At 64.1% G+C, this 24,351-nt stretch carries 24 protein-coding genes; 6 read left to right on the top strand and 18 right to left on the bottom strand.

The features are described 5' to 3' along the window. The first annotated feature begins 20 nt into the window (after positions 1-20). The 4 genes from EOB80_RS13515 to EOB80_RS13500 all read left to right on the top strand — a co-directional run bounded on the left by EOB80_RS13515 (position 21) and on the right by EOB80_RS13500 (position 3,347). On the top strand, positions 21-1,547 hold the full coding sequence (locus EOB80_RS13515) for an acyl--CoA ligase (RefSeq protein ID WP_127328089.1): 1,527 nt from the start codon (positions 21-23) through the stop codon (positions 1,545-1,547). Between the two features lie 2 nt (positions 1,548-1,549). After that, positions 1,550-2,530, top strand: a complete 981-nt coding sequence (locus tag EOB80_RS13510) for a 2-dehydropantoate 2-reductase (protein ID WP_127328087.1) — start codon at positions 1,550-1,552, stop codon at positions 2,528-2,530. A 95-nt stretch (positions 2,531-2,625) separates the two neighbouring features. Next, on the top strand, positions 2,626-3,009 hold the full coding sequence (locus EOB80_RS13505) for a VOC family protein (RefSeq protein ID WP_127328086.1): 384 nt from the start codon (positions 2,626-2,628) through the stop codon (positions 3,007-3,009). Positions 3,010-3,113: 104 nt separating this feature from the next. Next, a complete protein-coding gene (locus EOB80_RS13500) occupies positions 3,114-3,347 on the top strand; it encodes a hypothetical protein (protein WP_127328084.1) in 234 nt (77 codons plus the stop codon). Positions 3,348-3,432: 85 nt separating this feature from the next. On the opposite strand, the gene EOB80_RS13495 is transcribed toward EOB80_RS13500, so the two are convergent. The 15 genes from EOB80_RS13495 to EOB80_RS13420 form a co-directional block, all read right to left on the bottom strand. Beyond that, positions 3,433-4,491, bottom strand: coding sequence for an aminopeptidase (locus EOB80_RS13495; RefSeq protein WP_127328185.1), 1,059 nt, complete (start codon positions 4,489-4,491; stop codon positions 3,433-3,435). Positions 4,492-4,668: 177 nt separating this feature from the next. Further along, entirely contained in the window at positions 4,669-5,640 is a 972-nt protein-coding gene (locus EOB80_RS13490; RefSeq protein ID WP_127328183.1) for a branched-chain amino acid ABC transporter permease, read from the bottom strand. 22 nt (positions 5,641-5,662) lie between these two features. Then, on the bottom strand, positions 5,663-6,550 hold the full coding sequence (locus tag EOB80_RS13485; protein ID WP_127328082.1) for a branched-chain amino acid ABC transporter permease: 888 nt from the start codon (positions 6,548-6,550) through the stop codon (positions 5,663-5,665). Positions 6,551-6,557: 7 nt separating this feature from the next. After that, entirely contained in the window at positions 6,558-7,268 is a 711-nt protein-coding gene (locus tag EOB80_RS13480) for an ABC transporter ATP-binding protein (protein WP_127328080.1), read from the bottom strand. Then, positions 7,261-8,040 carry an ABC transporter ATP-binding protein gene (locus EOB80_RS13475; RefSeq protein WP_127267607.1) on the bottom strand — a complete coding sequence of 260 codons (780 nt, stop codon included), beginning with the start codon at positions 8,038-8,040 and terminating at the stop codon, positions 7,261-7,263. The genes EOB80_RS13480 and EOB80_RS13475 overlap by 8 nt, the downstream gene beginning before the upstream one ends. 12 nt (positions 8,041-8,052) lie before the next feature. Beyond that, positions 8,053-9,261: an ABC transporter substrate-binding protein gene (locus tag EOB80_RS13470; RefSeq protein WP_127328078.1), complete on the bottom strand. Its 1,209-nt coding sequence runs from the start codon at positions 9,259-9,261 to the stop codon at positions 8,053-8,055. A gap of 205 nt (positions 9,262-9,466) precedes the next feature. After that, positions 9,467-11,230 (bottom strand): ABC transporter ATP-binding protein, encoded by a 1,764-nt coding sequence (locus tag EOB80_RS13465; RefSeq protein ID WP_127328076.1) that lies wholly within the window; start codon positions 11,228-11,230, stop codon positions 9,467-9,469. A 211-nt stretch (positions 11,231-11,441) separates the two neighbouring features. After that, positions 11,442-12,386, bottom strand: a complete 945-nt coding sequence (locus EOB80_RS13455) for an acetamidase/formamidase family protein (protein ID WP_127321079.1) — start codon at positions 12,384-12,386, stop codon at positions 11,442-11,444. After that, positions 12,376-14,019, bottom strand: a complete 1,644-nt coding sequence (locus EOB80_RS13450; RefSeq protein ID WP_127328074.1) for an ABC transporter substrate-binding protein — start codon at positions 14,017-14,019, stop codon at positions 12,376-12,378. Before EOB80_RS13450 ends, EOB80_RS13455 begins: the two co-directional genes overlap by 11 nt. A 34-nt stretch (positions 14,020-14,053) precedes the next feature. After that, on the bottom strand, positions 14,054-14,974 hold the full coding sequence (locus EOB80_RS13445) for an ABC transporter permease (RefSeq protein WP_127328072.1): 921 nt from the start codon (positions 14,972-14,974) through the stop codon (positions 14,054-14,056). Continuing rightward, entirely contained in the window at positions 14,971-15,837 is an 867-nt protein-coding gene (locus EOB80_RS13440; protein ID WP_206516809.1) for an ABC transporter permease, read from the bottom strand. The genes EOB80_RS13445 and EOB80_RS13440 overlap by 4 nt, the downstream gene beginning before the upstream one ends. Positions 15,838-15,856: 19 nt before the next feature. Then, entirely contained in the window at positions 15,857-16,474 is a 618-nt protein-coding gene (locus EOB80_RS13435) for an ANTAR domain-containing protein (protein ID WP_127268207.1), read from the bottom strand. Beyond that, on the bottom strand, positions 16,471-17,565 hold the full coding sequence (locus EOB80_RS13430; RefSeq protein ID WP_127328070.1) for a transporter substrate-binding protein: 1,095 nt from the start codon (positions 17,563-17,565) through the stop codon (positions 16,471-16,473). The genes EOB80_RS13435 and EOB80_RS13430 overlap by 4 nt, the downstream gene beginning before the upstream one ends. 176 nt (positions 17,566-17,741) lie before the next feature. Further along, on the bottom strand, positions 17,742-18,239 hold the full coding sequence (locus tag EOB80_RS13425) for a hypothetical protein (RefSeq protein WP_127328068.1): 498 nt from the start codon (positions 18,237-18,239) through the stop codon (positions 17,742-17,744). 162 nt (positions 18,240-18,401) lie between these two features. Then, the gene (locus EOB80_RS13420) at positions 18,402-19,271 is read right to left on the bottom strand and encodes a helix-turn-helix domain-containing protein (RefSeq protein ID WP_127328066.1); all 870 of its coding nucleotides are present in this window, start codon (positions 19,269-19,271) and stop codon (positions 18,402-18,404) included. A 92-nt stretch (positions 19,272-19,363) separates the two neighbouring features. Here EOB80_RS13420 and EOB80_RS13415 point away from each other — a divergent pair, with 92 nt between their 5' ends. Continuing rightward, positions 19,364-20,908 (top strand): 4-hydroxyphenylacetate 3-hydroxylase N-terminal domain-containing protein, encoded by a 1,545-nt coding sequence (locus EOB80_RS13415; protein ID WP_127328064.1) that lies wholly within the window; start codon positions 19,364-19,366, stop codon positions 20,906-20,908. Positions 20,909-20,914: 6 nt separating this feature from the next. Then, a complete protein-coding gene (locus EOB80_RS13410) occupies positions 20,915-21,424 on the top strand; it encodes a flavin reductase (protein ID WP_127328062.1) in 510 nt (169 codons plus the stop codon). A gap of 75 nt (positions 21,425-21,499) precedes the next feature. On the opposite strand, the gene EOB80_RS13405 is transcribed toward EOB80_RS13410, so the two are convergent. From EOB80_RS13405 to EOB80_RS13395, 3 genes are all read right to left on the bottom strand, one after another. Beyond that, on the bottom strand, positions 21,500-22,156 hold the full coding sequence (locus EOB80_RS13405; protein ID WP_127328060.1) for a methionine ABC transporter permease: 657 nt from the start codon (positions 22,154-22,156) through the stop codon (positions 21,500-21,502). Next, entirely contained in the window at positions 22,137-23,234 is a 1,098-nt protein-coding gene (locus tag EOB80_RS13400; protein ID WP_127328059.1) for a methionine ABC transporter ATP-binding protein, read from the bottom strand. Before EOB80_RS13400 ends, EOB80_RS13405 begins: the two co-directional genes overlap by 20 nt. Before the next feature lie 91 nt (positions 23,235-23,325). Then, entirely contained in the window at positions 23,326-24,180 is an 855-nt protein-coding gene (locus tag EOB80_RS13395) for a MetQ/NlpA family lipoprotein (RefSeq protein WP_127328057.1), read from the bottom strand. Between the last annotated feature and the right edge of the window lie 171 nt (positions 24,181-24,351).

The raw sequence follows: 24,351 nt of genomic DNA, 5'->3' as shown, positions 1-24,351 counted from the left end.
TCGAAATCCAGCCGGTGATCATGACCCAAACCGAAACCCACGCAGATCTCTCCCGCCGTCTCGCCGCCGGCGCCGACGATGCGCCCGCCATCCTGGCACCCGACAGGGCGACGCTTAGCCATGGCGAATTGCGCAGCCTGATCGCCGATACGGCAAAACAGCTGCATGCGCGCGGCATCGGCCGCGGCGACAGGGTGGCGATCGTGCTGCCGAACGGGCCCGAGATGGCCACCGCCTTCGTCGCCGTGGCGGCCGTCGCCTCGACGGCTCCGCTCAACCCCGCCTACCGGGCCGACGAGCTGGATTTCTACCTGACCGACATCGGCGCCAAGGCGATCCTTGTCGGGGAGGGCGAGACCGGACCGGCGGTGACGGTGGCCGAACGCCTCGGCATCGGCGTGCTGCGGCTTATCGTGCAGCCCGGCACACCCGCTGGCAGCTTCATGATCGAGGGCGCAGCGATCGGACCGCAGGCCGCGCCCGACATGGCGCAAGACAGCGACATTGCGCTGCTGCTGCATACCTCCGGCACGACATCGCGTCCAAAACTGGTGCCGCTCAGCCATGCAAACATCGCGGCCTCGGCTGCCCATATCGGCGGCACGCTTGGCCTGACGGCAGATGACCGTTGCCTCAACATCATGCCGCTGTTCCACATCCACGGCCTGATCGCGGCCGTGCTGTCGTCGCTGGCTGCCGGTGGCAGCATCTACTGCACGCCGGGTTTCAACGCGCTGCGCTTCTTCCAGTGGCTGAGCGAGGCGCAGCCGAGCTGGTACACGGCGGTGCCGACCATGCATCAGGCGGTCCTGCCCCGCGCGGCACGCAACACCGAGGCGCTGGCGGCGGCGCGTCTGCGCTTCATCCGCTCATCCTCGGCGTCGCTGCCGGCGCAGGTGATGGCCGAGCTGGAGGCGACCTTCGGCTGCCCGGTGATCGAATCCTACGGGATGACCGAGGCCGCGCACCAGATGGCCTCGAACCGGCTGCCGCCGGGCCAGCGCAAGCCCGGCAGCGTCGGCGCCTCCGCCGGTCCGGAGGTGGCTGTCATGGCGCCCGACGGGCGGCTGCTCGCAGCCGGCGAGACCGGCGAGATCGTCATTCGCGGACCCAACGTCACGACGGGCTACGAAAAGAACCCGGATGCCAACGCCACGGCTTTCGCGCATGGCTGGTTCCACACCGGCGACCAGGGCGTGCTCGACGAGGACGGCTATTTGCGCGTCACCGGTCGGCTCAAGGAGATCATCAACCGCGGTGGCGAAAAGATCTCGCCGCTCGAGGTCGACGACGTGCTGATGGACCATCCGGCAGTGGCGCAGGTCGTCACCTTCGCTATGCCGCATGACAAGCTTGGCGAGGAGGTGGCCGCGGCGGTTGTGCTGCGCGAAGGCATCAATGCCACCGAGGGCGACATTCGCACCTATGCCGCGACACGGCTTGCCGATTTCAAGGTGCCGCGCAAGATCCTGATCCTGGACGAGATCCCCAAGGGTGCGACCGGCAAATTGCAGCGCATCGGCCTCGCCGCCAAACTCGGGCTTTGACGATGAAGATCACCATCTTCGGCGCCGGTGCGATCGGCGGCTATCTCGCGGCCAAGCTCGCCATCACTGGTCGGACCGATCTTTCGCTCGTCGCGCGGGGCGCCCATCTGGAAGCCATCAAGGCGGACGGCCTGCGCCTGATCGAGGATGGCCAGGAGATTTCGGTCCCCGTCCGGGCCGCCGCCAAAGCCGACGAGCTTGGCGCCCAGGATTACGTCGTGCTGGCGCTGAAGGCCCATTCGCTCTCCCCAGCCCTTGACCAGATCGCGCCGCTACTCGGGGACCACACATCAGTCGTCACCATGCAGAACGGCGTGCCCTGGTGGTATTTCCACGGCGTCGGCGGGCCGCTGGAAGGCACCAGGCTGAACGCGGTCGACCCCGGCGGCGCGATCTGGCAGCGGATCGGACCGGACCGCGTCATCGGCTCGGTCGTCTATCCCGCCGTCGAGGTCGATGCGCCGGGCCTCATCCGTCATGTCGAGGGCAAACGTTTCTCGCTCGGCGAACCCTCCGGCGAGCGCAGCGAACGGGTCACGCTTCTGGCCGAGGAGATGGTCAAGGCCGGCTTGCAAGCGCCAGTGCGCGAGGACATCCGTAGCGAAATCTGGGTAAAACTGTGGGGCAACCTCTCCTTCAACCCGATCTCGGCGCTGACCGGCAGCACGCTGGCCGCGATCGTTGCCGACGATGGCACCCGCACGCTGGCCCGCACCATGATGCTGGAGGCGCAGGCGATCGGCGAAAGCCTCGGCGTGCGTTTTCCCATAGCGGTCGACCGGCGCATCAAGGGCGCCGGCGATGTCGGCGAACACAAGACCTCGATGCTGCAGGACCTGGAGCGCGGCAGGCCGATGGAGATCGACGCGCTGGTGAGCGCGGTGCAGGAACTTGGCCGGCTCACGGACAAGCCGACCCCGACCATCGATGCCGTGCTGGCGCTGGTGCGGCGGCTGGCGGTGGAACGCGGGTGTTATGGGTGAGATGGAAGGACAGGGCAAATCAGAGCCGTGGCGCGCGACGATCCAGGCCTTGAAGCGTCTTGGCCTCATATCCCGGCTTGACCAAGGTTAGCAGCATGCTGAACGCCATTCACCACGTCGCGCTCATCTGCACCGACTACGACCAGTCGCGACGGTTCTACGTCGAACTCCTCGGCCTCGATCTGATCCGGGAGGTTTATCGGGAGGAGCGGCAATCATGGAAGGCGGATCTGCGGATCGGGTCGGCCCAACTGGAATTGTTCTCCTTCCCTGCACCAGCGATGCGGCCATCCCACCCAGAGGCTACAGGCCTGAGACATCTGGCATTCGCTGTGGCTAATCTTGAGCCCGTAATTATCCGCCTGGAAGCCGCAGGCGTTGCCGTCGAGCCTATCCGGATCGACCCATACACAGACCAGCGGTTTACCTTTTTCAGGGACCCGGATGGATTGCCGCTGGAACTCTACGAAGCCCCATAAGGAACGGTTCGCTTTCGCGACGGGCGCTGTGTACTGACGGTCTCGGTATCGGCGGACCGCGAATCTGTGCTAAGCGCCGCCCAACCAACCAAAGGACGACACCAATGAGCGAACCGACCGTGGCCGAGGCGACCGAGAGCATCTATGCCTCCCTCCGGGCTGACAATGCCGACATCGACACACATATCGCGGCACTTAAGGCGGCGCTGACGCGAGAGGGGATCAAACAGGCGGTGTTCGATCCGGCCAAGCTGGCGCAGAACAACCGCTCGGGCCGCAAGCTGATGCAGGCTTATTTTCGGCAGCGCGGCGTGAGCGTGAAGTTCTCGGACCAGTAGAACCGCGCGGGCGATCTCAATCGCGCGATTTGGTTGGTTTCGGACGCAAGTTCCCCGACGCTTCGGGCCATCCCTTTTGACCGGCTCAATAACAGCGATCTGCCGCCGCAAGGGCTTCGGCACGGTGAGCTTCGTCCAGTGCGCTAATCCGCCGGACCGATGCATAGAAGCTGACATAGTCGCCCGAACACAAGTCGAACAGGCGCAGAAACGCGGCCACCCGATCGCTATAAACGGACGTCGCGGCGAGCTTTGCGTTGTTGATCGGGGAAGCGAACCAGGCATCGTATCCCCGGTATCGGCCCCAGCGCCTGTCGCGCATGTGTCGGTAGCGCATCCGCAGCCGTTCAATCGCGGCCGTCTTCGCGGCCAGTTTTTGCTCCGAGGTGCCGGCGTTGGAATAGACTTGCGCCAACTCGTCGCGGGTCCGCGACACCAGCGCAAGAAATTCAGCTTTTCGCTTCCGGGCCGCTTCGTAACGGCGCAATGCGGCGGCATCGTCAACCGCGCGCAGCCATTTTTTCACGCCGGTTGTTTCGACGGCGACAGCGAACGCCTCGTTGAATGCGGAATCGTCGTGCACGTAGACGCGCTGGTGGGCCAGTTCATGGAACACCAGCGCTGCGAGATAGGTTTCATCCTGGCCGAACATCGTGCTGAGCAGCGGGTCGCTCGACCAGCCAAGCGTGGAATATGCCGTGATGCCCGTCACATAGACGTCCATGCCCTGTCCCTGAAGTTCGACAGCGGTTTCAGTCGCGGACTTCCTGGAGAAATACCCCCGGTAGGGAACACAGCCGAAAACAGGGAAACACCATGTTCGCGGCGTCAGCGAAAATGCCGGCGCGGCGAAGACGGCCCATGTCACTGAGTCCCGACCAATGTCGACATAGCTGCGGTAGCTGTTGTTGTCAGGCAGCGCCAGTTCATCCGTTGCGAACTGTCGTATAGCGCTCGCCGATGCCATTCGCGCGCGCAATGCCTTCGGCGTCGACGGATCCTCGATCAGTTTTCCGACATCCTGGCGCGCCGTCATGATCCGCAGATGGCCCTGCACGGATTGCGCGTAGTAGGAAATACTGGTGCAACCGGTCACGCCGGACGCCATGATTACAACGACAAGCAATCGAAAGAATGCGCGCATCACGATTTGCCCAAAGCAGTGCTCACCCGTTCCGATGGAGTCGCAATTGCCCCAGGTCGCAAGCAGTCGCATCGATTTGATCGAGGTCTATAGCTTTCTCAAGAATCCGGACAGGTGCTCATTGTGGTGACGCATGCGTCACCACGCGCAAACCGCGTCCCGCCAACCTGCAGCTGATCAGTCCTTTCCCGCTCGCCCGAAAATCCGCGCGTAAAATTCGCCGACGATGCCGCGCCGGAAGACGAGCACGCACACCATGAAGATCAGGCCGGTGGCGATGGTCACCGGAAAGCCGGAAGTGGCAAGCGTGTTTTCCAGGCCGATGACAAGGCTGGCGCCGATGATCGGCCCGACCATGGTGCCGATGCCGCCCAGAAGCGTCATCAGGATCACCTCGCCCGACATCTGCCAGGTGACGTCGGTGAGCGTGGCGAACTGGAAAACGATCGCCTTGAGCGATCCGGCCAGCCCGGCCAGCGCCGCCGACATGACGAAAGCGCCGAGCTTGTAGTTGGCGACGGAATAGCCCAGCGAAATGGCGCGGTTCTCGTTCTCGCGGATCGAGCGCAGGATCATGCCGAACGGCGAATTGACGATGCGCCAGATGGCGAAGACGCCGATCAGGAACACCGCCAGCACGAAATAATACATGTTCAGCGAGACGTTCAGGTCGAGGACGCCCAGCAGCATGCCGCGCGGCACACCTTGGATGCCATCCTCGCCTTGCGTGAACGGCGCCTGCACGCAGAAGAAGAAGAACATCTGCGACAGCGCCAGCGTGATCATGGCAAAATAGATGCCTTGCCGGCGAATGGCGAAAAAGCCCATGACAAGGCCGAGCAAGGCCGCACCCGCCATGCCGAGCAGAATGCCGGCTTCCGGCGGCCAGCCCCAGACCTTGACGGCATGCGCCGTCAAGTAGGCGGCGCCGCCGAAAAAGGTGGCGTGGCCGAACGACAGCAGCCCGGTGTAGCCAAGCAGGAGATTGAACGCACAGGCAAACAGCGCAAAGCACAGCATCTTCATCAGGAAGATCGGATAGACTAGGAAAGGCGCCACCAGCAGCGCCAGGATGCCGAGCCCGACCAGCGTCCATTCAAGCCGCGCCGAGGTTTTGGCCGATGTCTCGCGAAGCGTCAGTTCCGACATGTCAGATGTCTCTTCCGACATGTCAGGCGTCCCTTCCGAACAGGCCGGCCGGCCGGACCAGAAGCACGATGGCCATGATGACGAAGACCACGAGGTTGGAGGCCTCGGGGTAGAAGACCTTGGTCAGGCCTTCGGCAAGGCCGAGCATGTAGCCGGTGACGATCGCGCCGAGGATCGATCCCATGCCGCCGACCACGACGACAGCGAAGACGACGATGATGAGATCCGACCCCATAAGCGGGCTCACCTGATAGATCGGCGCTGCCAGAATTCCGGCAAGCCCAGCCAGCGCGGAGCCGAGGCCGTAGGTCAGCGTCAGCAGCAACGGCACGTTGACGCCGAAAGCCTGGACGAGGCGGGGATTCTCCGTCGCGGCGCGCAGGTAGGAACCGAGCCTGGTCTTCTCGATCAGCGCCCAGGTTCCGAAGCAGACGATCAGCGAGGCGACGACGACCCAGCCGCGATAATTGGGCAGGAACATGAAGCCGAGATTGGTGCCTCCCGCAAGCAGCGGCGGCACGGCGTAGGGGTTTCCCGAGACGCCGTAATAGTAGCGGAAGATGCCTTCGAGCACGAGCGCGAGGCCGAAGGTGAAGAGCAGCCCGTAGAGCGGATCGAGATCGTACAGCCGCGACAGCGCCAGGCGCTCGACCACGATGCCGAAGACACCGACGATCAGCGGGGCAAGGATCAAGGCGGGCCAGTAGCCGATGCCGAGATGGGTGAGCAGCAGATAGCCGACGAAGGCGCCGAGCATATACTGGGCGCCATGGGCGAAATTGATGACGCGCAGCAAGCCGAATATGACAGCCAGGCCCAGGCTCAGCATGGCGTAGAACGAGCCGTTGATCAGGCCGACCAGCAACTGGCCGAGGAAGGCCTGAACGGGGATGCCGAAGATCATCGTCATGGCGCCATCATACACCCAGGACTTCGTGGAGCTGCGTCATGCGGTCCGGCAGCTCGCCGACCGGAAACCCCGCCACCACCTTGCCGTGCTCCATCAGATAGAAACGATCGGCGACACGGCTGGCGAAGCGAAAATTCTGCTCGACCAGCAGGGTCGTCATGCCGCGCTTTTTCAACGTCGCCAGCAACGCGCCGATGCGCTGCACGATGACGGGAGCGAGCCCCTCCGTCGGCTCATCGAGAAGCAGCATTTTCACACCCGTTCTCAACATGCGCGCGATCGCCAGCATCTGCTGTTCGCCACCCGACAGCCTGGTGCCGGGACTGTTGCGCCGCTCCTTCAGATTGGGGAACAGATCGAATATCTCCTCGACGCTCATGCCGCCCTCGGCCACGACCGGCGGCAGAACCAGGTTCTCGTCGACGGTCAGCGTCGCGAAGATGCCGCGCTCCTCCGGCACGAAGCCGATGCCCTGATGCGCGGTGCGGTGCAGCGGCAGCCGCATCAGATCCTGTCCGCCGAAGGCGATCCGGCCGGTTCGCTTGCGGATCAGCCCCATGATGGCGCGCAGCGTCGTCGTCTTGCCGACGCCATTGCGGCCGAGCAGTGTGACCGTCTCGCCGGAAAACACTTCCAGATCGACGCCGTGCAGCGCATGGCCCTCGCCATACCAGGCGTTGAGGCCGCTGACGGCAAGCAGAGGTGCGGCACTAGTCATCGGCGGTGCCCATATAGGCGATCTTGACGCGCTCGTCGCGGCTGACCGTGGCGTAGTCGCCGGCGGCCAGCACCTCGCCGCGCTGCATGACCGTTATCCAGTCGCAAAGGTCGGCCACGACAGTCAGATTGTGCTCGACCATCAGCACGGCGCGATCCTTGGCCACCGAACGGATAAGGTCGGAAACCGTGGCCACGTCCTCGTGCCCCATGCCGGCCATCGGCTCGTCCAGCAGCAGCACTTTCGGATCGAGCGCCAGGGTCGTGGCGATCTCGAGCACGCGTTTCCTGCCATAGGAAAGGTCGCCGGCGAGCCTGTTCCTGGCGTCGTCGAGACCGACCGAGCGAAGCAATTCCTCGGCACGCGGCGTCAGCCGGTCGAGCGCCGCCAGCGAGCGCCAGAACTGAACGCTGAGCCCGCCCGGCCGCTGCAGGGCGACGCGGACATTGTCGAGCACGCTGAGGTGCGGAAAAATCGCCGATATCTGGAACGAGCGCACCAGGCCCATCCGCGCGACCCTGGCCGGCGACGTGCGGGTGATGTCATGGCCAAGCAGCTCGATCCTGCCGCTGGTCGGCGCCAGGAACTTGGTGAGCAGGTTGAAGACGGTCGTCTTGCCGGCGCCGTTGGGTCCGATCAGGGCATGGATGTTGCCATGGCGAACATCCAGATCGACGTTTTTCACGGCGATGAAGCCGGCAAAGTCACGCCGCAACCCGCGGGCGGAAAGCACCACAGGCGGCTCGTTCGCGCTCAGGTCAGTCGGCGCCATCGGCCGCGCCGATCACTGGCCGGCCGTCGGACAGCCGCTTTCCTTTTCGCTCAGGAAGGCCTCGTTGCCAGGAATGGTGGCGAGATATTTGTAGTAGTCCCACTCCTTGGTGCTCTCGGCTGGCGACTTGACCTGATAGAGGTACATGTCGTGGACCATGTTGCCGTCCGCCTGCACTTTGCCGTTGGTTATCGCGGCGTCGTCCACAGGCATCGAATGCAGTTGCTTGGCGACGGCTTCGGTCTCGTCCGTGCCGGCCTTGTCGATCGCTTTCAGGTACTGCGTCACCGCTGAATAGGTCGAGGCCTGGATCATGTTCGGCATGCGGTTGGTGCGCTTGAAAAAGCGCTGCCCGAATTCGCGGCTCTTGTCGTCGCGATCCCAATAATAGCCTTCGGTCAGCACAACGCCCTGCGCCGCTTGAAGGCCAAGCCCATGCACCTCGGCCAGCGTGAACAGGAGTGCGGCAAGACGCTGACCGCCCTGCACGATGCCGAATTCGGCCGCCTGCTTGATCGAGTTGGAGGTATCGAGGCCGGCATTGGCCAGGCCGATGACCTTGGCGCCCGACGATTGCGCCTGCAGCAGGAAGGACGAATAATCGGTCGATCCCAGGGGATAACGCACCTCGCCCAGCACCTTGCCGCCATGGCTCTCGACGAACTTGGTGGTCTGATCCTTCAGCGAATAGCCGAATGCATAGTCGACGGTGACGAAGAACCAGCTGTCGCCGCCCTGCTGCACGAGAGAGCCGCCGGTCCCAACCGCTTGCGAATGAGTGTCATAGGCCCAGTGGAAGCCATAGGGCGAACATTGTTTACCAGTCAGCTCCGTGGTTGCCGCGCCGGTGACGATGTCGATCTTCTTCTTTTCCTTGGAGATCCCCTGGACGGCGAGCGCCACCGAAGAGGTCGTCAGTTCCATGATGGCATCGACCTGCTCGGTGTCGTACCACTGCCGCGCGATGTTGGAGGCGATATCCGGTTTGTTCTGGTGGTCGGCGCTGATGATTTCTATCGGCGCTCCCTGCACCTTGCCGCCGAAATCCTCGACCGCCATCTTGGCCGCCTCGACCGACCACTTGCCGCCGAAATCGGCATAGACGCCCGACTGGTCGTTGAGGATGCCGATCTTGACTTTGCCGTCGGAAATTTCGGCGGCCGAGGCGGGGATCGTGGATGCGGCGAGAAGTGCCGCGGAAACGAAAAGGCTTACCTTCATGGTTGACTTCCTCCCATAGCGATGAATCCGACCGACCCTCCTACGATCGATCATCGCAATGGTATTGAACATGAGGAAGATAGGGACAGAGGGCAAGAGGCCGTTAGGGATTTCGTGCTCGAAGCGATACGGTTTGGCGGCGGAATGCGAGCCTTGAGCGCGAGATCGAGACACAAACACGTGAACCGCCGGCGGCAGTGCCGGCTCAGCCCTCGGCGGCGACGAGATGGCCGTTGCCGACATCCCTCAGCGCCAGTTTCAGCGGCGCCTCGCCGATCCTGCGGGTGGCGCTCGGGATCTCCTGGTCCAGGCGGGCGAAGCGGCTTCTTCGCTTGGCTGGATCGGGCACCGGCACGGCTTCGATGAGGCGTCTGGTGTAGGGGTGGCGCGGGTTGGAAAAGACCTGGTCGCGCGTGCCCATCTCGACGATCTGGCCGAGATACATGACGGCGACGCGGTCGGAGATGTTCTCGACCACAGCCATGTCATGCGAGATGAAGAGATAGGCGACGCCGAATTCGCGCTGTAATTCCTTCAACAGATCGAGCACGCGCGCCTGCACCGAAACGTCGAGCGCCGAGACGCTTTCGTCGGCGATGATCAGCTTCGGCCGCAGCGCAAGAGCGCGTGCAATACAGACGCGCTGGCGCTGGCCGCCGGAGAATTCATGCGGATAGAGCTCCATCTGATCGGCCGACAGGCCGACGCGCTCGAACAGCGCGGCGACACGGTCACTGCGCTCTTGCTTCGAGGCGACGCCATGGATCAGCAGCGGCTCGGCGACGAGGTCGCCGACGCGCATGCGCGGGTCGAGCGAGGCGTAGGGATCCTGAAAAATCATCTGCACGTCGCGGCGCACCGCCTTACGCTCGTCGCGGCCAAGGCCGGACAGATTGCGGCCGCCAATGGCGATGTCGCCGCTGTAGGGCACCAGTCCGGCCAGTGCCTTGGCGGTGGTCGACTTGCCGCAGCCGGATTCGCCGACCAGCGCCAGCGTCTCGTTGGGCGCGATCGAGAAGGTCACGCCTTCCACCGCGTGGACGCGGCGGGTGACCCGGCCGAAGAAGCCGCCATGCAGGTCGAAGCGGACATGCAGGTCGTTGACTTCTGCGACATTGGCCGGCATCGCCGTCTCGGCATCCCTGGATTTCTGGCGGCCGATACCGCTGCCGATGCGCGGCACGGCGGCAAGCAGTTCGCGCGTGTAGTCGGCTTGCGGCCTGGCAAAAATGTCAGCGGTTCTTCCCTCTTCGACCATGCGGCCATGCCGCATGATGATGACGCGGTCGGCCATTTCGGCGACGACGCCCATGTCGTGGGTGATCAGGATGACGCTGGTGCCGTGCTGGCACTGCAGGTCGCGCAGCAGCTCCAGCACCTCGCCTTGCACGGTGACGTCGAGGGCCGTCGTCGGCTCGTCGGCGATCAGCACGTCCGGCTCGAGCGCCAGCGCCATGGCGATCATCACCCGCTGGCGCATGCCGCCGGACAGTTCGTGCGGAAACTGCTTTAGCCGGCTTTCGGCTTCCGAAATGCGCACCGCCTTCAACGCCTCGATGGCGCGCTGACGAGCTTCGCCCTGCGACAGGCTGGTGTGTGCCTCGATGGATTCGGTGAGCTGCCGGCCGATCGACAGCACCGGGTTGAGCGAGGTCATCGGCTCCTGGAAGATCATGGCGATGCGGTCGCCGCGAATGCGCCGCATCCCGCGCTCATCGAGAGTCGTCAGATCTGTATCGCCCAGATGGATTTTCCCAGACGATATGCGCGCCGCCGGCTGCGGCAGCAATTGCATGATGGCCAGTGCGGTCATCGATTTGCCGGAGCCGGATTCACCGGCAATGCAGAGCGTCTCGCCACGGCTCAGCGTGAGCGACAGGTCGGAGACAACCTCGCGCTCGCCATCCTCGCCGCGCACGCTGACGCAGAGGTTGGCGATGTCGAGGATGGATTTGGGGGTTGAGGTCATTGCAAAGGCAAAGTTCTGAGAGGTTGATTCCGGCACGCCCCCCTCTGTCCTGCCGGACATCTCCCCCTCAAGGGGGGAGATTGGCCGTCACGTGGGCCGGCGCTCCCCCTTGCAACATTAGAGATTGGCGAAAGCCGAAGTGACATCTGATCTCCCCCCTTGAGGGGGAGATGTCCGGCAGGACAGAGGGGGGTGCAGCGCCGACTTGACATCATTCAAACACGCAGCGCGGGAAGTAGAACGACACCACCCAGTTCGGCATGTCGACGATCTCGCTGATCCTGAGATCGCCGCACACAGAGGCCAGCATATAGGCTTCGACCGGGTCGATTTTGTACCTCCCGGCGAGCAGGTCGACCATCTGGGCAACCGCCTCCCTGGCGCCGGCCATCAGGTCCGGGCCGATGCCGGTCGTCACCTCATAGCCCTTGGCGTCGAGATGGCGCGTCACCGGGCCTGGCGTGGTGAAGCGCGGCGTCTTCAGCCTGGCGTCCTTGACCAGATCGAGCTTGAGCACGACGTCCATCGGGCTTTCGATCGCCGTGCCGCAAACCTCGCCGTCGCCTTGCGCGGCATGGGTATCGCCGACCGAAAACAGCGCGCCCGCCACTTCCACCGGCAGATAGAGCGTGGTGCCGGCGGCGAGATCGCGAATGTCGAGATTGCCGCCGACGCGCCTTGGCGGGACCACCGAATGGTGGCCCTTTTCCGCCAGCGCGTTGCCGATGGTGCCGGCGAAGGGTTTCAACGGCACCCGCGCATTTTTGCCGAACAGCGCCGGCTCGAGCGAGGCAGCGTCGTATTTCCAGATGTTCAGCGCCGGCTCCTTGAAATCGTCGGCGAGCAGCCCGAAACCGGGAATGTTGGCCGTCCAGCCGAAGCCGGACGGTTTGAACATCTCGATCGTCACCTTCAGCGCGTCACCCGGCTCGGCGCCCTCGACGAAAATCGGCCCGGTCACCGGATTGACGGTGGCGAAGTCGAGCCTGGCGACGTCGGCGACCGTGCTGTCGGCCTGCAACTGGCCGCCGGAGGAATCGAGGCACTGGAACTCGATGGTCGAGCCGGGCGCCACCCGCTCGGCCGGAACAAACGAATTGTCCCAGCCGAAATGATGTTGGCGCCCGTGGATGGTGTAGTCGCAGTTATTGCACATCTTTTACGTACACATTGTCGTAGTTGATCGGGATATGGACCGGGTCGACATAGAGGTTGTCGGCGCCGCCCATGCGCGCCGATTTCATGGTGAAGCGCTGCTCGTTGAAGACCGGCGCCCAGGGCGCGTCTTCCATCACCTTGTCGTAGATGGCGCTCCACATCTTGTCGCGCTCGCCGGCCTTGGCCGGGTCGACCACTGAGTCGGCCTCGGCCGCCTTGGCGTCGAGATCCTTGTTGCAGTACCACGACCAGTTCCAGCCGCCCGGCACCGCGCCGGCGCAGCCGAGGATCGGGCCGTAGAAGTTCGACGGATCCGGGAAGTCGGCGATCCAGGCCATGCCGCCGGACCAGATCATCGGTGCGCCGGCCTTGTCGCCGCCGGCGGCAATGACGTTTGCCTGAGCCAGCGACTGGATGCTGGCCTTGATGCCGATCGCCGCCAGGTCCTGCTGGATCGCCTGGGCGATGCGCGGGTTGGGATCGGTGTTCATGGCGAACAATTGCGTGTCGAAACCATCGGGATGACCGGCCTCGGCAAGCAGCGCCTTGGCCTTGGCGACGTCATAGGGATAGCCCTTGTACTCCTTGTCGTAGCCCGGCATCGACGGCGGCAGCGGCTGGTTGGCCGGCACAGCGCGGCCGTTGATGATCTGGATGATGCGCGCCTTGTTGATCGCCATGTTGACCGCCTGGCGCACCTTCACATTGTCGAACGGGGCCATGGTGGTGTTCATGGTGACATAGCCGGTGTGCAGCTGGCCGCCTTCGACGACGCGTGCCTTCTGCTCCGGATCGGCCATCACCTCCTGGAATTTTGCCGGCGGAATGCCGTCGCCGGGCACGTCGATCTCGCCCTTCTGCAGGCGCAGCAGCGCAACGATCGGCTCCTGGCCGATCTCGAAGGTGATCTTGTCCAGATGCGGCAGGCCCTTGTGCCAATAGTCCGCATTGCGCTCGAAGACGATGCGTTGGCCGAGTGTCCATTCGGCGAGCTTGAAAGCGCCGGTGCCGACCGGATGCTTGCCGAAATCGGCGCCGTATTTCTCGACCTCTTCCTTCGGCACGATATGCGAGAAGTTGATGGCCATGACATGCAGGAAGGTGGCGTCGGGCCGGGTCAGCTCGAGCTTGACCGTATAGGGATCGACGACGGTGACGCCCGAGAGGCTCTCGGCCTTGCCTGCGGCGACATCGTCATAGCCCTTGATCGAGCCGAAAAAGCCGGCGCCGGGGCTCTGAGTCTTGGGATTGGTGACGCGGTCGAGCGAATATTTCACGTCGTCGGCGGTCATTTCGCGGCCATTGTGGAATTTCACGCCATGGCGCAGCTTGAAGGTGAAGGCCTTGCCGTCGGGCGCGATCTCGTAGCTTTCGGCAAGGTCGGGCTTCAAATTGGTGGTGCCCGGTTCGTAATCCATCAGCCCGTCGAACAGGCTCTTGATCATCGACCAGTTCTGCCAGTCATAGCCGATCGCCGGATCGAGCGTGGCGACATCGTCCTTGTAGGTGATGGTGATGGCGCCGCCCTGCTTGGCGTTCGGATCGATCGCGTCTTCGGCGCGAACACTTGTCATGCCGAGCATCAGCGCCAGCGCCGATGCCGCTACCGTGGATGCGAGAAACTTTTTCATTTTTATGTTCCCTTTCTCTGTCTGGTTTTCATTTTCATCTGAGCTTGATGCGGGGGTCGATGAAGGGCGCGATGACGTCGGCCAGCAGATTGCCGAGCACGATGGCGAAGGCCGAGACCAGGGTGACGCCCATGATGATCGGGATGTCCACGCGCTGGATGGCCTGCCACGCCAGCTGGCCAATGCCAGGCCAGCCGAACACGCTTTCGACGACAACAATGCCACCCATGAAGATGCCGATGTCGATGCCGATCATGGCGATGACCGGCAGGATGGCGTTGGGCAGCGCATGGCGGAACAGGATGGCTCGCCGCGCCAGGCCCTTGGCGCGGGCGGTGCGGACATAATCCTGGCACAGAACATCGATCATCGACGAGCGCATCATGCGGGCGTACCAGCCGGCGCCGAGTATGCCCATGGTCAGCGACGGCAGCACGAGATGACGCCAGGTGCCATAGCCGCCGATCGGGAACCAGCTGAGCCGCACGGCAAAGACGTAGAGCAGCAGCAGGCCGACGACGAATTGCGGCGCCGAGACGCCGACGAAGGAGGCGACCATCAGCGTCTGGTCGGTGGCGGTGCCGCGCTTGACGGCGGCGATCAGGCCCATGCTCAGGCCGAGCAGCAGTTCGCACAGGATGGCGCCGACCATCAGCAACAGGCTGGCCGGCAGCCGCGAGACGATCAGCTCGGTGACCTCGGAGCGCTGGATGTAGGAGCGGCCGAGATCGCCGCTGATGAGCTTTGTGAGATAGCGCCAGTATTGGACGATGAAGGGCTGGTCGAGGCCGAGCTGCTGGCGGATGTTCTCGACCGTCTGCGGCGTGGCGCTGCGGCCGGCGATCTGGCGCACCGGGTCGGCCGGCAAGAGATAGAGCAGCGCGAAGGTGATCAGCGAGACGCCGAGCAGGATCAGCAGCGACTGGATCAGGCGGCGGCCGAGATAGGCGATCATGCCCGGCCCCTTTGCGTCGGATCGAGGATGTCGCGCAGCGCGTCGCCGATCAGGTTGAAGGCCAGCGCCAGCGCCAGGATCGCCGCGCCGGGAAAGAACACCAGCCAGGGTGCTGCCTGGAAGTAGGTCTGGTTCTCGAAGATGATGTTGCCCCAGGACGCGGTCGGCGGCTGCACGCCGATGCCGAGGAAGGAGAGCGTCGCCTCCAACAGCACCGTGGTCGAAATGCCGAGCGTGCCCCAGACGATGATGGTCGGCAGGAGATGCGGCAGGATGTGGCGAAACAGGATGCGCGGTGCGCTCGCCCCGATGGTGCGCTCGGCGTCGATGAACTCGCGTTCGGCGAGCGAAGAGGTCTCGGTGTAGATAACGCGGGCGGTCTGCACCCAGTTGACCAGGGCGATGACCATAGCGACGATCCACAGGCTCGGCTCGAACACCGCAGCCAGGCAAATGGCGAGCAGCAGTGCCGGAAACGCCATCATCAAATCGGTGAAACGCATCAGCGCGCTGCCGATCCAGCCGCGGAAATAACCCGCGGTAACACCGACCAGCGTGCCGATGAACAGCGCCACGCCATTGGCGACGATGCCGATGATCAGCGAGGTGCGGGCTCCGTAGAGGATGCGGGTCAACAGGTCGCGGCCGAGCAGGTCGGTGCCCAGCCAGAATTTTGCATCCGGCGGCAAGGGCGAGCCCTCGATGGTCAGGCCGTCGAACATCTGCTCGTTGGGATCGTAGCCTGTCAGCCATGGCGCCAGCACGGCGCCGGCAACGACAATGGCGACGATCACCAGCCCAAGCAGTGCCAGACGGCGCCTGACCAGCCGGCGCCAGACGCCGGCGCGCGGCTTGACCGGCATGCGCCCTGGCGCGGTGAGATCAGGCGCGATGGGACTGGTCATCGCCGCCTTCTTCCCCCGTTGCTTCTTCACTTGTCATGGCCACGATCCGCCGCGCGGCATCCTCAACGCTGATCTGCCAGCTCATCGCCAGCGAGCGAAGCTGCGCATAGGCGCGGCCGTCATCGGCGCCTTTCGCCAGTGCCGTCACCGCGCGCACGATGGTCTGGCGCTCGGCGACGCGCTGGCGAAGCGAGGCGATTTCGCTGGCCAGGTGTTTTCGCGCCTCGAAACTTTGCCTTGCGATCAGCAGTGCGCTGTAGACGCCGGCATTGCCGACCGGCTTCAGGAGCTGGGCGTCGGCCTTGTGCGACAATGCCCATTCGATGCGGCCGGGCGCCTCGGAACCGATCAGCGCCACCAGCGGCATCGGCGCTTCGCCCGGCTTCCACGGGAATTGCTCGTCGAAGCCGAGATCGGCGTCGAAGAAGACGAAATCGGCCGCCAGCGCCTCGGGCGGTAGTTCGGGCCAGCAGTCCAGCGTGATCAGGCCGATGGCCGACAATTGCCTGGTGATCGCCTGCACCGTCGGGTGCGGGCGATGCAGGATAAAGGCCCTGGCGCCGCCGAGATTGGGGATGCGTGGGGTTCTCGTCACGACACCACCCTCAGGCGCGGGCGGCCGAATGTTTTTGCCGGGTCGTAGCGCGACAGATACGGGTCTGGCGCGACTTCGTCCTCGCGGCTGACGACCTCGAACAAGCCATCCGCGATGCGCCCGATGATCACCGGCAGCGTCGCGTGCTGGGAATGGGCGTCGATGGCTATCGGCCCGAGCCGGGTGGAGAAGCGGCGTTCTGCGAAGGCTCGGGAAAATCCCGCCGGACCGGCTTCGGGATTGCTGGAGAGCACGTCGGCCATCACCTGCACGGAGGCATAGGCGGAGGCCTCGAAAGACGAGGCGAAGGCGGCCGGCCGCGGCGCGAAATACGGCCCGACCGACAGATGTCCCTTGCCGGATTCACCGATCGCCGGCAGCTCACCTTCGGTGAGGTTGCAGGAGATGACGGGACAAGTCTCGGGACTGAAGGCGGCATCCTCGTGACCCAGGTCGCGATAGGCCGCGAGGAAGGCGTAGGACGAGGTGCCGATCAGGTTGTTGAGGACGAAGTTCGGCCGCGTGGCGCGGATCTCCGCGATCAGCCGCGACACATCGGTCTCGCCGATGCGCAGATAGCGTTCGCCCAGAACCTTGCCGCCGGCATCCGCGATCAGGTCGCGCGCGACGCGGTTCATCTCCCAGCCCCAGATGTAGTTCGAGCCGAGCAGGAAACCGTTGGCGCCGAAACGCGGCACGACATGCGCCATCAGCGGCACCAGATGCTGGTTGGGGCAGGCGTGCATGTAGACGACGTGCTCGTTGGCCTCGAAGCCCTCATAGGGGCAGGCGTACCAGAGCATGCCGCCCGCCTTCTCGAGCACCGGAATGGTTTCCTTGCGGCTCCACGAGGTGACGCAGCCGACGACATGGCGCGCACTGCTGGTCCTGAAAATATCCTCGCACAGCGTCGCGTAGCGGTCCGCATTGCTTTGCGGATCGCGCTCGACCGGCACCAGTTCGACGCCTGAGCTGCGATCGGCGTTGATGTCGGCGATGGCGCGCATGGCGCCGATGCGGCACGCATCGGAGACGAGCTGATAGCTCCCCGAGCGGGAATACAGGATGCCGATCTCGATACGCCGTTTCAAACAGATCCCCAAAATGACAATGCCTCGCAGCCAGCGCCGGAAGGGCGAGGCATACGAGGCATTCTTGCCGCCCGGCGATCAGAGCCGGTATTTTGCGCTAGCGTATTCTGTCCGGCGGGTCAGTCAAGCCCTCAACGATATTTGCGTGACCGTCATCGCCGTTTCGCTGCCGCAGGCTATCTGGCCGATCTGGCCGCCGGCCTCTGACCGTGTTGACGCGCATAGGTCACGCAGGCGTCCACCGTGCTGACACAAAGCGCGTCGCGCCTGTTCGGCAAATTGTTGTCGCCGGCATAGGCAACTTCGGCGACGCGGCCGTCGACCATGCGAATTTGCGTGTCGCAATAGCCGCCGGGAGCGACATTGACGGAGCCTCCGACCGCCGGGATCGCGCCTACCGCTAGAGTCGGAACCACAATGCTGAGATTGCCGCGCTGGACGATGCGCTTGTAGGTCCAGATCTGGCCCGATCGGCCGGCGTCGGCGGTGGCGGTGGGAAACCCGGCGCACATTCGAACATCGGCTTCGCTGAGGCCGACCATCTCCTTGCGGGCGGCCGCCGCCGTTGGATCAACCTTGGCGATACGCGACGCATCGTCGGGAACGACGCAGGAAGACTGGATGCCAACGAAGAGAACAGGAAGGGCAAGCTTTTGAATGCAGGAAAATATCATGCCGACCGTCAGATTGGTCCGATGTCAGATTTGCGTGGCGCCCGCCGCTCCTTTCTACCTAGGCAGACAGGCGAAGGGATCAACCCGTTCAGCTTCACGAAAAAGTGGCTGTGGCTGCAACATCGAGGATTGCGCGTCACGGGATCTGCATTTCACGCAGGATCAATGGCCCTGCAAGTGCTTCCGGCGCCAGGCGGCGGGCGCTTCGCCGACCCGCGCGCGAAAGAACCGTGAAAAATACGCCGGGTCGTCGAAGCCGATCTCGTAGGCGATGTCCTCCACCGTGCGTACGGTGAACAGCAGCAGACGCTTGGCCTCCAGCAGCCGCCTTTCGCTGACGACCCGCTTGACGCCGGCGCCCAGAACCGCATGGGCAGCCTTGTCGAGAAGATGCGGCGTGGTGGCCAACGCCTCGACGTAGCGATCGACCGGCCAGTTGTCGCGGAAATGCGCGTCGGCGAGCCGGCGCAGGCCCCGCGCCAGCGAAGCATCGGAAGAGGCGGCGGAGGCGGTCACGCCGGGGCTCAGGCGCGCAATGTGGGAGAGTGCGACGGCGATCAGCGCCGGCAGGACCCTGTCATTGCCGGCTTGCGCTTCGGCATATTCGGCGGCGATCATCTCCAGCACCGCCGCCAGTCTCGTCCACGCTGCGTGTCGCGGCAGACCGTCGGCAAAGACCGGCCTGTCCAGCGGCAGCAGGCTGTGACTGGCGATTGCGGCGAGCGCGCCGTCGGCGACCGAGACGACGATGGCGTCGGTGCCGGGCCCGATCGAGAAGCCATGCACGACAGCGCTCGGCACGAAGCTGACGGCAGGCGCCGAAAAGTCCCAGGATCGGTCTTCGATACGGTAGGTGCCGGAGCCGCTGGTCCAGTAGGTGATCTGGCCCATCTGCGGATGCTTGTGCGCCGCAACCTGACCAAGATGGATATTGCTGCGCGCAAGCACCGTCTCGACATGCAGGAAACCGACATCGAGCGGCCTCACCGGCTCGCCATAGACGAAGAAGTCGGGGATGGAATTCTGGCTCATGGCGCCTGAAAAAGTCCAATCGGTTTTGCCGTTCCGTCCATAACCGAAGCATGCCCAAGGCGCTAGTGTTGCGACTCAAGAGGAGGACCATCATGCGATCAGAAGACTTCCGCACTGATAAGGCACGGCCGTTCACCGGGGCTGAGTATCTGGAGAGCCTGCGCGACGGCCGCGAGGTCTATATCAACGGCGAACGCATTGCCGACGTCACCACGCATTCTTCGATGCGCAACTCGGCGCGGTCGCTGGCACGCCTCTACGACGCCCTGCATGATCCCCTGCGGCGGGACACACTGACCTCACCGACCGACACCGGCTCGGGCGGCTACACCCACAAATATTCCCGCGTCGCCAAATCCTCTGGCGAACTCGCCGCCCAGCAGACGGCGATCGCCGAGTGGTCGCGCATGTCCTATGGCTGGATGGGCCGCACGCCAGACTACAAGGCGGCGCTGATGAACACGCTCGGCGCCAATGCCGACTGGTACGGGCCGTTCAGGGACAATGCCCTGACCTGGCACAGGCGTGCCCAGGAAGCCGTGCTGTTCATGAACCATGCCATCGTCAACCCGCCGATCGACCGCCACAAGCCGGCCGAACAGGTGAAGGATGTCTTCGTCCACATCACCAAGGAGACGGATGCCGGCATCTACGTCTCCGGCGCCAAGGTGGTGGCGACGTCCTCGGCGCTGACGCACTATAATTTCCTGGCGCAGGGATCGGCGACGGTCACCGAGGATCCGTCGCTGTCGGTGATGTTCATCGTGCCGATGAATGCGCCTGGAATAAAGATGTTCTGCCGCGTCTCCTACGAGCAGACCGCCAACACGGTGGCGGCACCCTTCGACTATCCGCTGTCGTCGCGCTTCGACGAGAACGACGCGATCCTGGTGCTCGACAATGTCTTCATCCCCTGGGAGGACGTGCTGGTGCTGCGCGACGCACAGAAAATCCTGTCCTTCCATCCGGCCTCCGGCTTCATGCATGGCTACTGCTTCCAGGGCTGCACGCGTTTCGCCGTCAAGCTCGATTTCCTCGCCGGCCTGCTGGCCAAGGCGCTGCGCGCCACGGGCGGCGATGCTTTCCGCGGCAACCAGGCGGCGCTGGGCGAGGTCATTGCACTGCGGCACATGTTCTGGAGTTTTTCCAACGCCATGGCCTACAACCCGATCCCGTGGGCGAATGGCGCGGTGCTGCCCAATCTGGAAGCCGCGCTCGCCTACCGCACCTTCATGTCGGAGGCCTATCCGCGCGTCATCGACACCGTGCGCCGGGTGATCGCGTCCGGGCTGATCTACCTGCCGTCGTCGGTGCGCGACTTCAATAACTCCGAGATCGACAGATATCTGGCGCAATATGTGCGCGGCTCCAACGACATGGGCCACATCGAGCGCATCAAGATCATGAAGCTTTTGTGGGACGCGACCGGCACCGAGTTCGGCGGCCGCCACGCGCTCTACGAGCTCAACTATGCCGGCGCGCCGGAAGAGGTGCGGCTGCAGGTGCTGAAAGGAGCTGAACGCGGCGGGCGGCTGAAGGCAATGGAAGAGCTCGTCGACACCTGCATGGCCGATTATGACGAGAATGGCTGGACGGGCGATACCTGGTTCAATCCGCTTGTCTCAACGGCCGAGTGAAACCAGATGGCCACGCAGATTTCGAAAGCCGATTTCCGCGACGCCATGGCGAGGGTCTGTGCGCCGGTCAACATCGTCACCACCGATGGCCCGGCAGGGCGCGGCGGCTTCACCGCCACCGCCATGTGCAGCGTCTCCGACGAGCCGCCGACGCTGCTGGTGTGCATGAACGGGCGCTCGACGCAGGCCGCCATGTTCCTGTCCAACCAGCGCTTCTGCGTCAACGTGCTGACGCATGACCACATGCATCTGGCGGGAAAATTCGCTGGCGCGGCCAGGGACATGGAGGCACGCTATGCCTCGGCGCGCTGGCAGACGCTGACCTCCGGCACGCCGGCACTCTCGGATGCGATCGTCAATTTCGATTGCGAGATCGAGACTGTACATGTCGTCGGCACGCACAATGTCATGATCGGCCGCGTCATCGACGTCCGGCACGGCAGCGGCGGCTCGGCCCTGCTCTATGTCGACCGCAGCTATACGCAGCCGACGCGGCTGGGCAGCTTTGGCGGGTGAAGCCGGGCGTCAGACGGTTTGGTGGCGGGAAGGCCTCCGCCTATCCCGTACGCGGCCGTGCCGTCAGCCAGTCTTTCACCCCCGCCGATCCAGCCTCGCCACCAGCCGGTCCCCCGCCCACTGGATGCCGCAGACCAGGATGATCAGCACGATGACCACCGCGATCATGACGGACGTCTCAAATCGTTGATAGCCGTAGCGGATGGCGAGGTCGCCGAGGCCGCCGGCGCCGATGGCGCCGGCCATGGCCGAGGCACCGATCAGCGTCACCAGCGTCACCGTGAAGCCGGCGACGATGCCGGGCAGGGCTTCCGGCACCAGCACCTCGCGGATGATCGTCCAGCGGTTGCCGCCCATGGCGCGCGCCGCCTCGATCAAGCCACGGTCGACCTCACGCAACGACACTTCGGCAATGCGCGCGTAATAGGGTGTGGCGGCGATCGACAGCGGCACGATGGCTGCCCATGTGCCGATCGAGGTGCCGACGATCAGCCGCGTCACCGGGATCAGTGCCACCAGAAGGATGATGAAGGGCACCGAACGGAAGCCGTTGATGACGGCGCCGAGCGCCCGGTTCACCCACAGGCTTTCGGCAATCCCGCCGCGTTCGGTGGCGATCAGTGCCATGCCGAGCGGCAGGCCGAAGACCAGCGAGATGAGGCCGGAGGCGGCTGTCATCAGGACGGTTTCCCAGATCGAACGCAGCAGAAGTTCAAACAGGATCGGCGACATGGCCAAGCACCTCCACCCGCGCCTGGCGGGTCTTCAGGAATGTGATGATGTCAGCGAGATGATTTGCATCGCTGCCGGGAACAGACAGGAACAGCGTGCCGACGGGCTGCTGCTGGATATGGTCGATGCCGCCGTGGATGAGGCGGAAGGCGCCTGGAACAGCCGTGGCAAGGTCGGACAGCAACGGGCCGCGTGCCGCATCGCCGGCCACATCGACGCGCAGGATCGTCTCCGCGCCGGCCGCCGGCAGCAGCCGGGCCGCCAGTTCTGCTGGCAGCTGTGGCCGGATGGCGCCGAGCAGGCTTTTTGTGATGTCTGATTGTGGGTCGGCAAATACCGACCAGACCGGCCCTTGCTCGACGATGCGCCCGGCGTCGATCACCGCAACGCGGTCGGCGATCGAGCGGACCACCTCCATCTCATGGGTGATCAGAAGGATGGTCAGGCCAAGCTGCCGGTTGATGTCCTTGAGAAGGGCGAGGATGGAGCGCGTCGTCTCCGGATCGAGCGCCGAGGTGGCTTCGTCCGACAAGAGCAGCGCCGGGCGTGCTGCCAGCGCCCGGGCGATGCCGACACGCTGCTTCTGGCCGCCCGACAGCGACGCCGGATAGGCTTTTGCCTTCTCGGACAGGCCGACGAGGTCGAGCAGTTCGGCGGCGCGCTTCAGCCGCTCGGCCTTCGGGCGGCCCTCGATCTTCAGCGGCAGCGCCACATTGTCCTCGACGGTCTTGGCCGACAGCAGATTGAAATGCTGGAAGATCATGCCGATGCGTCGCCGCAGCGGCTGCAGGTCGCGCTCGCCGAGCCGGCTGATCTCTCTGCCTTCGATGAACACCTCGCCGGAGTCAGGCCGTTCCAGCCCGTTCAGGCAGCGGATCAGCGTCGACTTGCCGGCGCCGCTACGGCCGATGATGCCGAGGATCTCGCCCTTGCGCACGGTCAGCGAAATGCCGTCGAGCGCCGCTGTCACACCGAAGCGGCGCTTCAGCTCGACGAGGCGCACGACGTCCTGAGACGGGTCGGGCCGGCCATGGGTCGGATCGGCGGTTTCTCCGGATGCCGTGATATGCTGGTTCATGATTGTTCCTGTTCCCGAAAACGCAATCGCGGCCCGCGCCTGAGCGCGGACCGCTGTTGCTCTCGCACCGGGCTTCCGGTCGACGATCGGATCAATAGGCGCTGAGGCCGGTGCCCTTGTAGACCTTGTCGAACTCGGCCTTCACCGCCTCGTTCTGATAGGAGGCCACCAGCGTCTTCACCCAGGCCTCGTTCTCGTTACCGGCCTTCACCGCGATGAAGTTGCGGTAGGGATTGTCGGCGATCGGCTCCTGCGCGATGCGGTTTTCCGGCGTCAGGCCGCTTTTCAGCGCCCAGTCGGTGTTGACCACCGCCGCGTCGAGATCCTCGACCGAGCGGCCGACAATGCCGGCGTCCAGCTCCTTGATCACCACCTTCTTCGCGTTCTCGGCGATGTCGGCGGTGGTGGCCAGAATACCGGTGCCGTCCTTCAATTTGATCACGCCCTCGTTCTGCAGCACGCGCAGCGCCCGGCCTTCATTGGATGGATCGTTCGGCACGCCGACGACCGCGCCCTCGGGCAGGTCGGCGACTGCTTTGTACTTCTTCGAGTAGAGGCCGATCGGCCACACGCCGGTATAGCCGACGCGCACGATATGATACCCTTGAGTCTTGATCTGGTTGTCGAGATAGGGCTGGTGCTGGAAGGCGTTGGCGTCGATTTCGCCGCGCTCCAGCGCCTCGTTGGGCTGGGTGTAGTCGTTGAACACCACGGTTTCTATGGAGAGGCCCTTTTCGGCGGCCTGGGCGACGACGACTCGCCAGACATCCTCGTCCTCACCGCTGATGATACCCACCTTGATCGCCTTCTTGTCCTCGGCGAACGATGCGCCGGGCGCCATCAGGCCGCCGATCGCGACGGCCGAGGCGAACAGCAAAGCCAAGCCGCTGCGCCGGTTGACGGTTGACCCGAGGGAAGATGGCAAAGTGTTCTTGAAGTCGGACATGATTGATCTCTGTGGTTGTGAAGTCATGGCAGCGAGGCGGATTGCCTAGCCTTGGTCACATCCTCAGAAATTCTATCTTTTATATCAAAGAACGGGTTTCGCCGTTCTCGCCAAAGCCGGGAATATTCTCTCAAAATTTTCAAGAGCGTGAGCAAAAGCCGCCGCTTGACC

This window comes from Mesorhizobium sp. M7A.F.Ca.MR.245.00.0.0, from assembly GCF_003997415.1.
Lineage (GTDB): Bacteria > Pseudomonadota > Alphaproteobacteria > Rhizobiales > Rhizobiaceae > Mesorhizobium.
Note: the sequence above shows the minus strand (reverse complement) of the source record. Positions and strands in the feature narration are given on the sequence as shown.

What these genes read in the sequence shown, in the direction of transcription:
- EOB80_RS13515 (WP_127328089.1), top strand. Translation starts at nt 21, where the DNA reads ATGACCCAAACCGAAACCCACGCAGATCTCTCCCGCCGTCTCGCCGCC.
- EOB80_RS13510 (WP_127328087.1), top strand. Translation starts at nt 1,550, where the DNA reads ATGAAGATCACCATCTTCGGCGCCGGTGCGATCGGCGGCTATCTCGCG.
- EOB80_RS13505 (WP_127328086.1), top strand. Translation starts at nt 2,626, where the DNA reads ATGCTGAACGCCATTCACCACGTCGCGCTCATCTGCACCGACTACGAC.
- EOB80_RS13500 (WP_127328084.1), top strand. Translation starts at nt 3,114, where the DNA reads ATGAGCGAACCGACCGTGGCCGAGGCGACCGAGAGCATCTATGCCTCC.
- EOB80_RS13495 (WP_127328185.1), bottom strand. Translation starts at nt 4,491, where the DNA reads ATGCGCGCATTCTTTCGATTGCTTGTCGTTGTAATCATGGCGTCCGGC.
- EOB80_RS13490 (WP_127328183.1), bottom strand. Translation starts at nt 5,640, where the DNA reads ATGTCGGAACTGACGCTTCGCGAGACATCGGCCAAAACCTCGGCGCGG.
- EOB80_RS13485 (WP_127328082.1), bottom strand. Translation starts at nt 6,550, where the DNA reads ATGACGATGATCTTCGGCATCCCCGTTCAGGCCTTCCTCGGCCAGTTG.
- EOB80_RS13480 (WP_127328080.1), bottom strand. Translation starts at nt 7,268, where the DNA reads ATGACTAGTGCCGCACCTCTGCTTGCCGTCAGCGGCCTCAACGCCTGG.
- EOB80_RS13475 (WP_127267607.1), bottom strand. Translation starts at nt 8,040, where the DNA reads ATGGCGCCGACTGACCTGAGCGCGAACGAGCCGCCTGTGGTGCTTTCC.
- EOB80_RS13470 (WP_127328078.1), bottom strand. Translation starts at nt 9,261, where the DNA reads ATGAAGGTAAGCCTTTTCGTTTCCGCGGCACTTCTCGCCGCATCCACG.
- EOB80_RS13465 (WP_127328076.1), bottom strand. Translation starts at nt 11,230, where the DNA reads ATGACCTCAACCCCCAAATCCATCCTCGACATCGCCAACCTCTGCGTC.
- EOB80_RS13455 (WP_127321079.1), bottom strand. Translation starts at nt 12,386, where the DNA reads ATGTGCAATAACTGCGACTACACCATCCACGGGCGCCAACATCATTTC.
- EOB80_RS13450 (WP_127328074.1), bottom strand. Translation starts at nt 14,019, where the DNA reads ATGAAAAAGTTTCTCGCATCCACGGTAGCGGCATCGGCGCTGGCGCTG.
- EOB80_RS13445 (WP_127328072.1), bottom strand. Translation starts at nt 14,974, where the DNA reads ATGATCGCCTATCTCGGCCGCCGCCTGATCCAGTCGCTGCTGATCCTG.
- EOB80_RS13440 (WP_206516809.1), bottom strand. Translation starts at nt 15,837, where the DNA reads ATGCCGGTCAAGCCGCGCGCCGGCGTCTGGCGCCGGCTGGTCAGGCGC.
- EOB80_RS13425 (WP_127328068.1), bottom strand. Translation starts at nt 18,239, where the DNA reads ATGATATTTTCCTGCATTCAAAAGCTTGCCCTTCCTGTTCTCTTCGTT.
- EOB80_RS13420 (WP_127328066.1), bottom strand. Translation starts at nt 19,271, where the DNA reads ATGAGCCAGAATTCCATCCCCGACTTCTTCGTCTATGGCGAGCCGGTG.
- EOB80_RS13415 (WP_127328064.1), top strand. Translation starts at nt 19,364, where the DNA reads ATGCGATCAGAAGACTTCCGCACTGATAAGGCACGGCCGTTCACCGGG.
- EOB80_RS13410 (WP_127328062.1), top strand. Translation starts at nt 20,915, where the DNA reads ATGGCCACGCAGATTTCGAAAGCCGATTTCCGCGACGCCATGGCGAGG.
- EOB80_RS13405 (WP_127328060.1), bottom strand. Translation starts at nt 22,156, where the DNA reads ATGTCGCCGATCCTGTTTGAACTTCTGCTGCGTTCGATCTGGGAAACC.
- EOB80_RS13400 (WP_127328059.1), bottom strand. Translation starts at nt 23,234, where the DNA reads ATGAACCAGCATATCACGGCATCCGGAGAAACCGCCGATCCGACCCAT.
- EOB80_RS13395 (WP_127328057.1), bottom strand. Translation starts at nt 24,180, where the DNA reads ATGTCCGACTTCAAGAACACTTTGCCATCTTCCCTCGGGTCAACCGTC.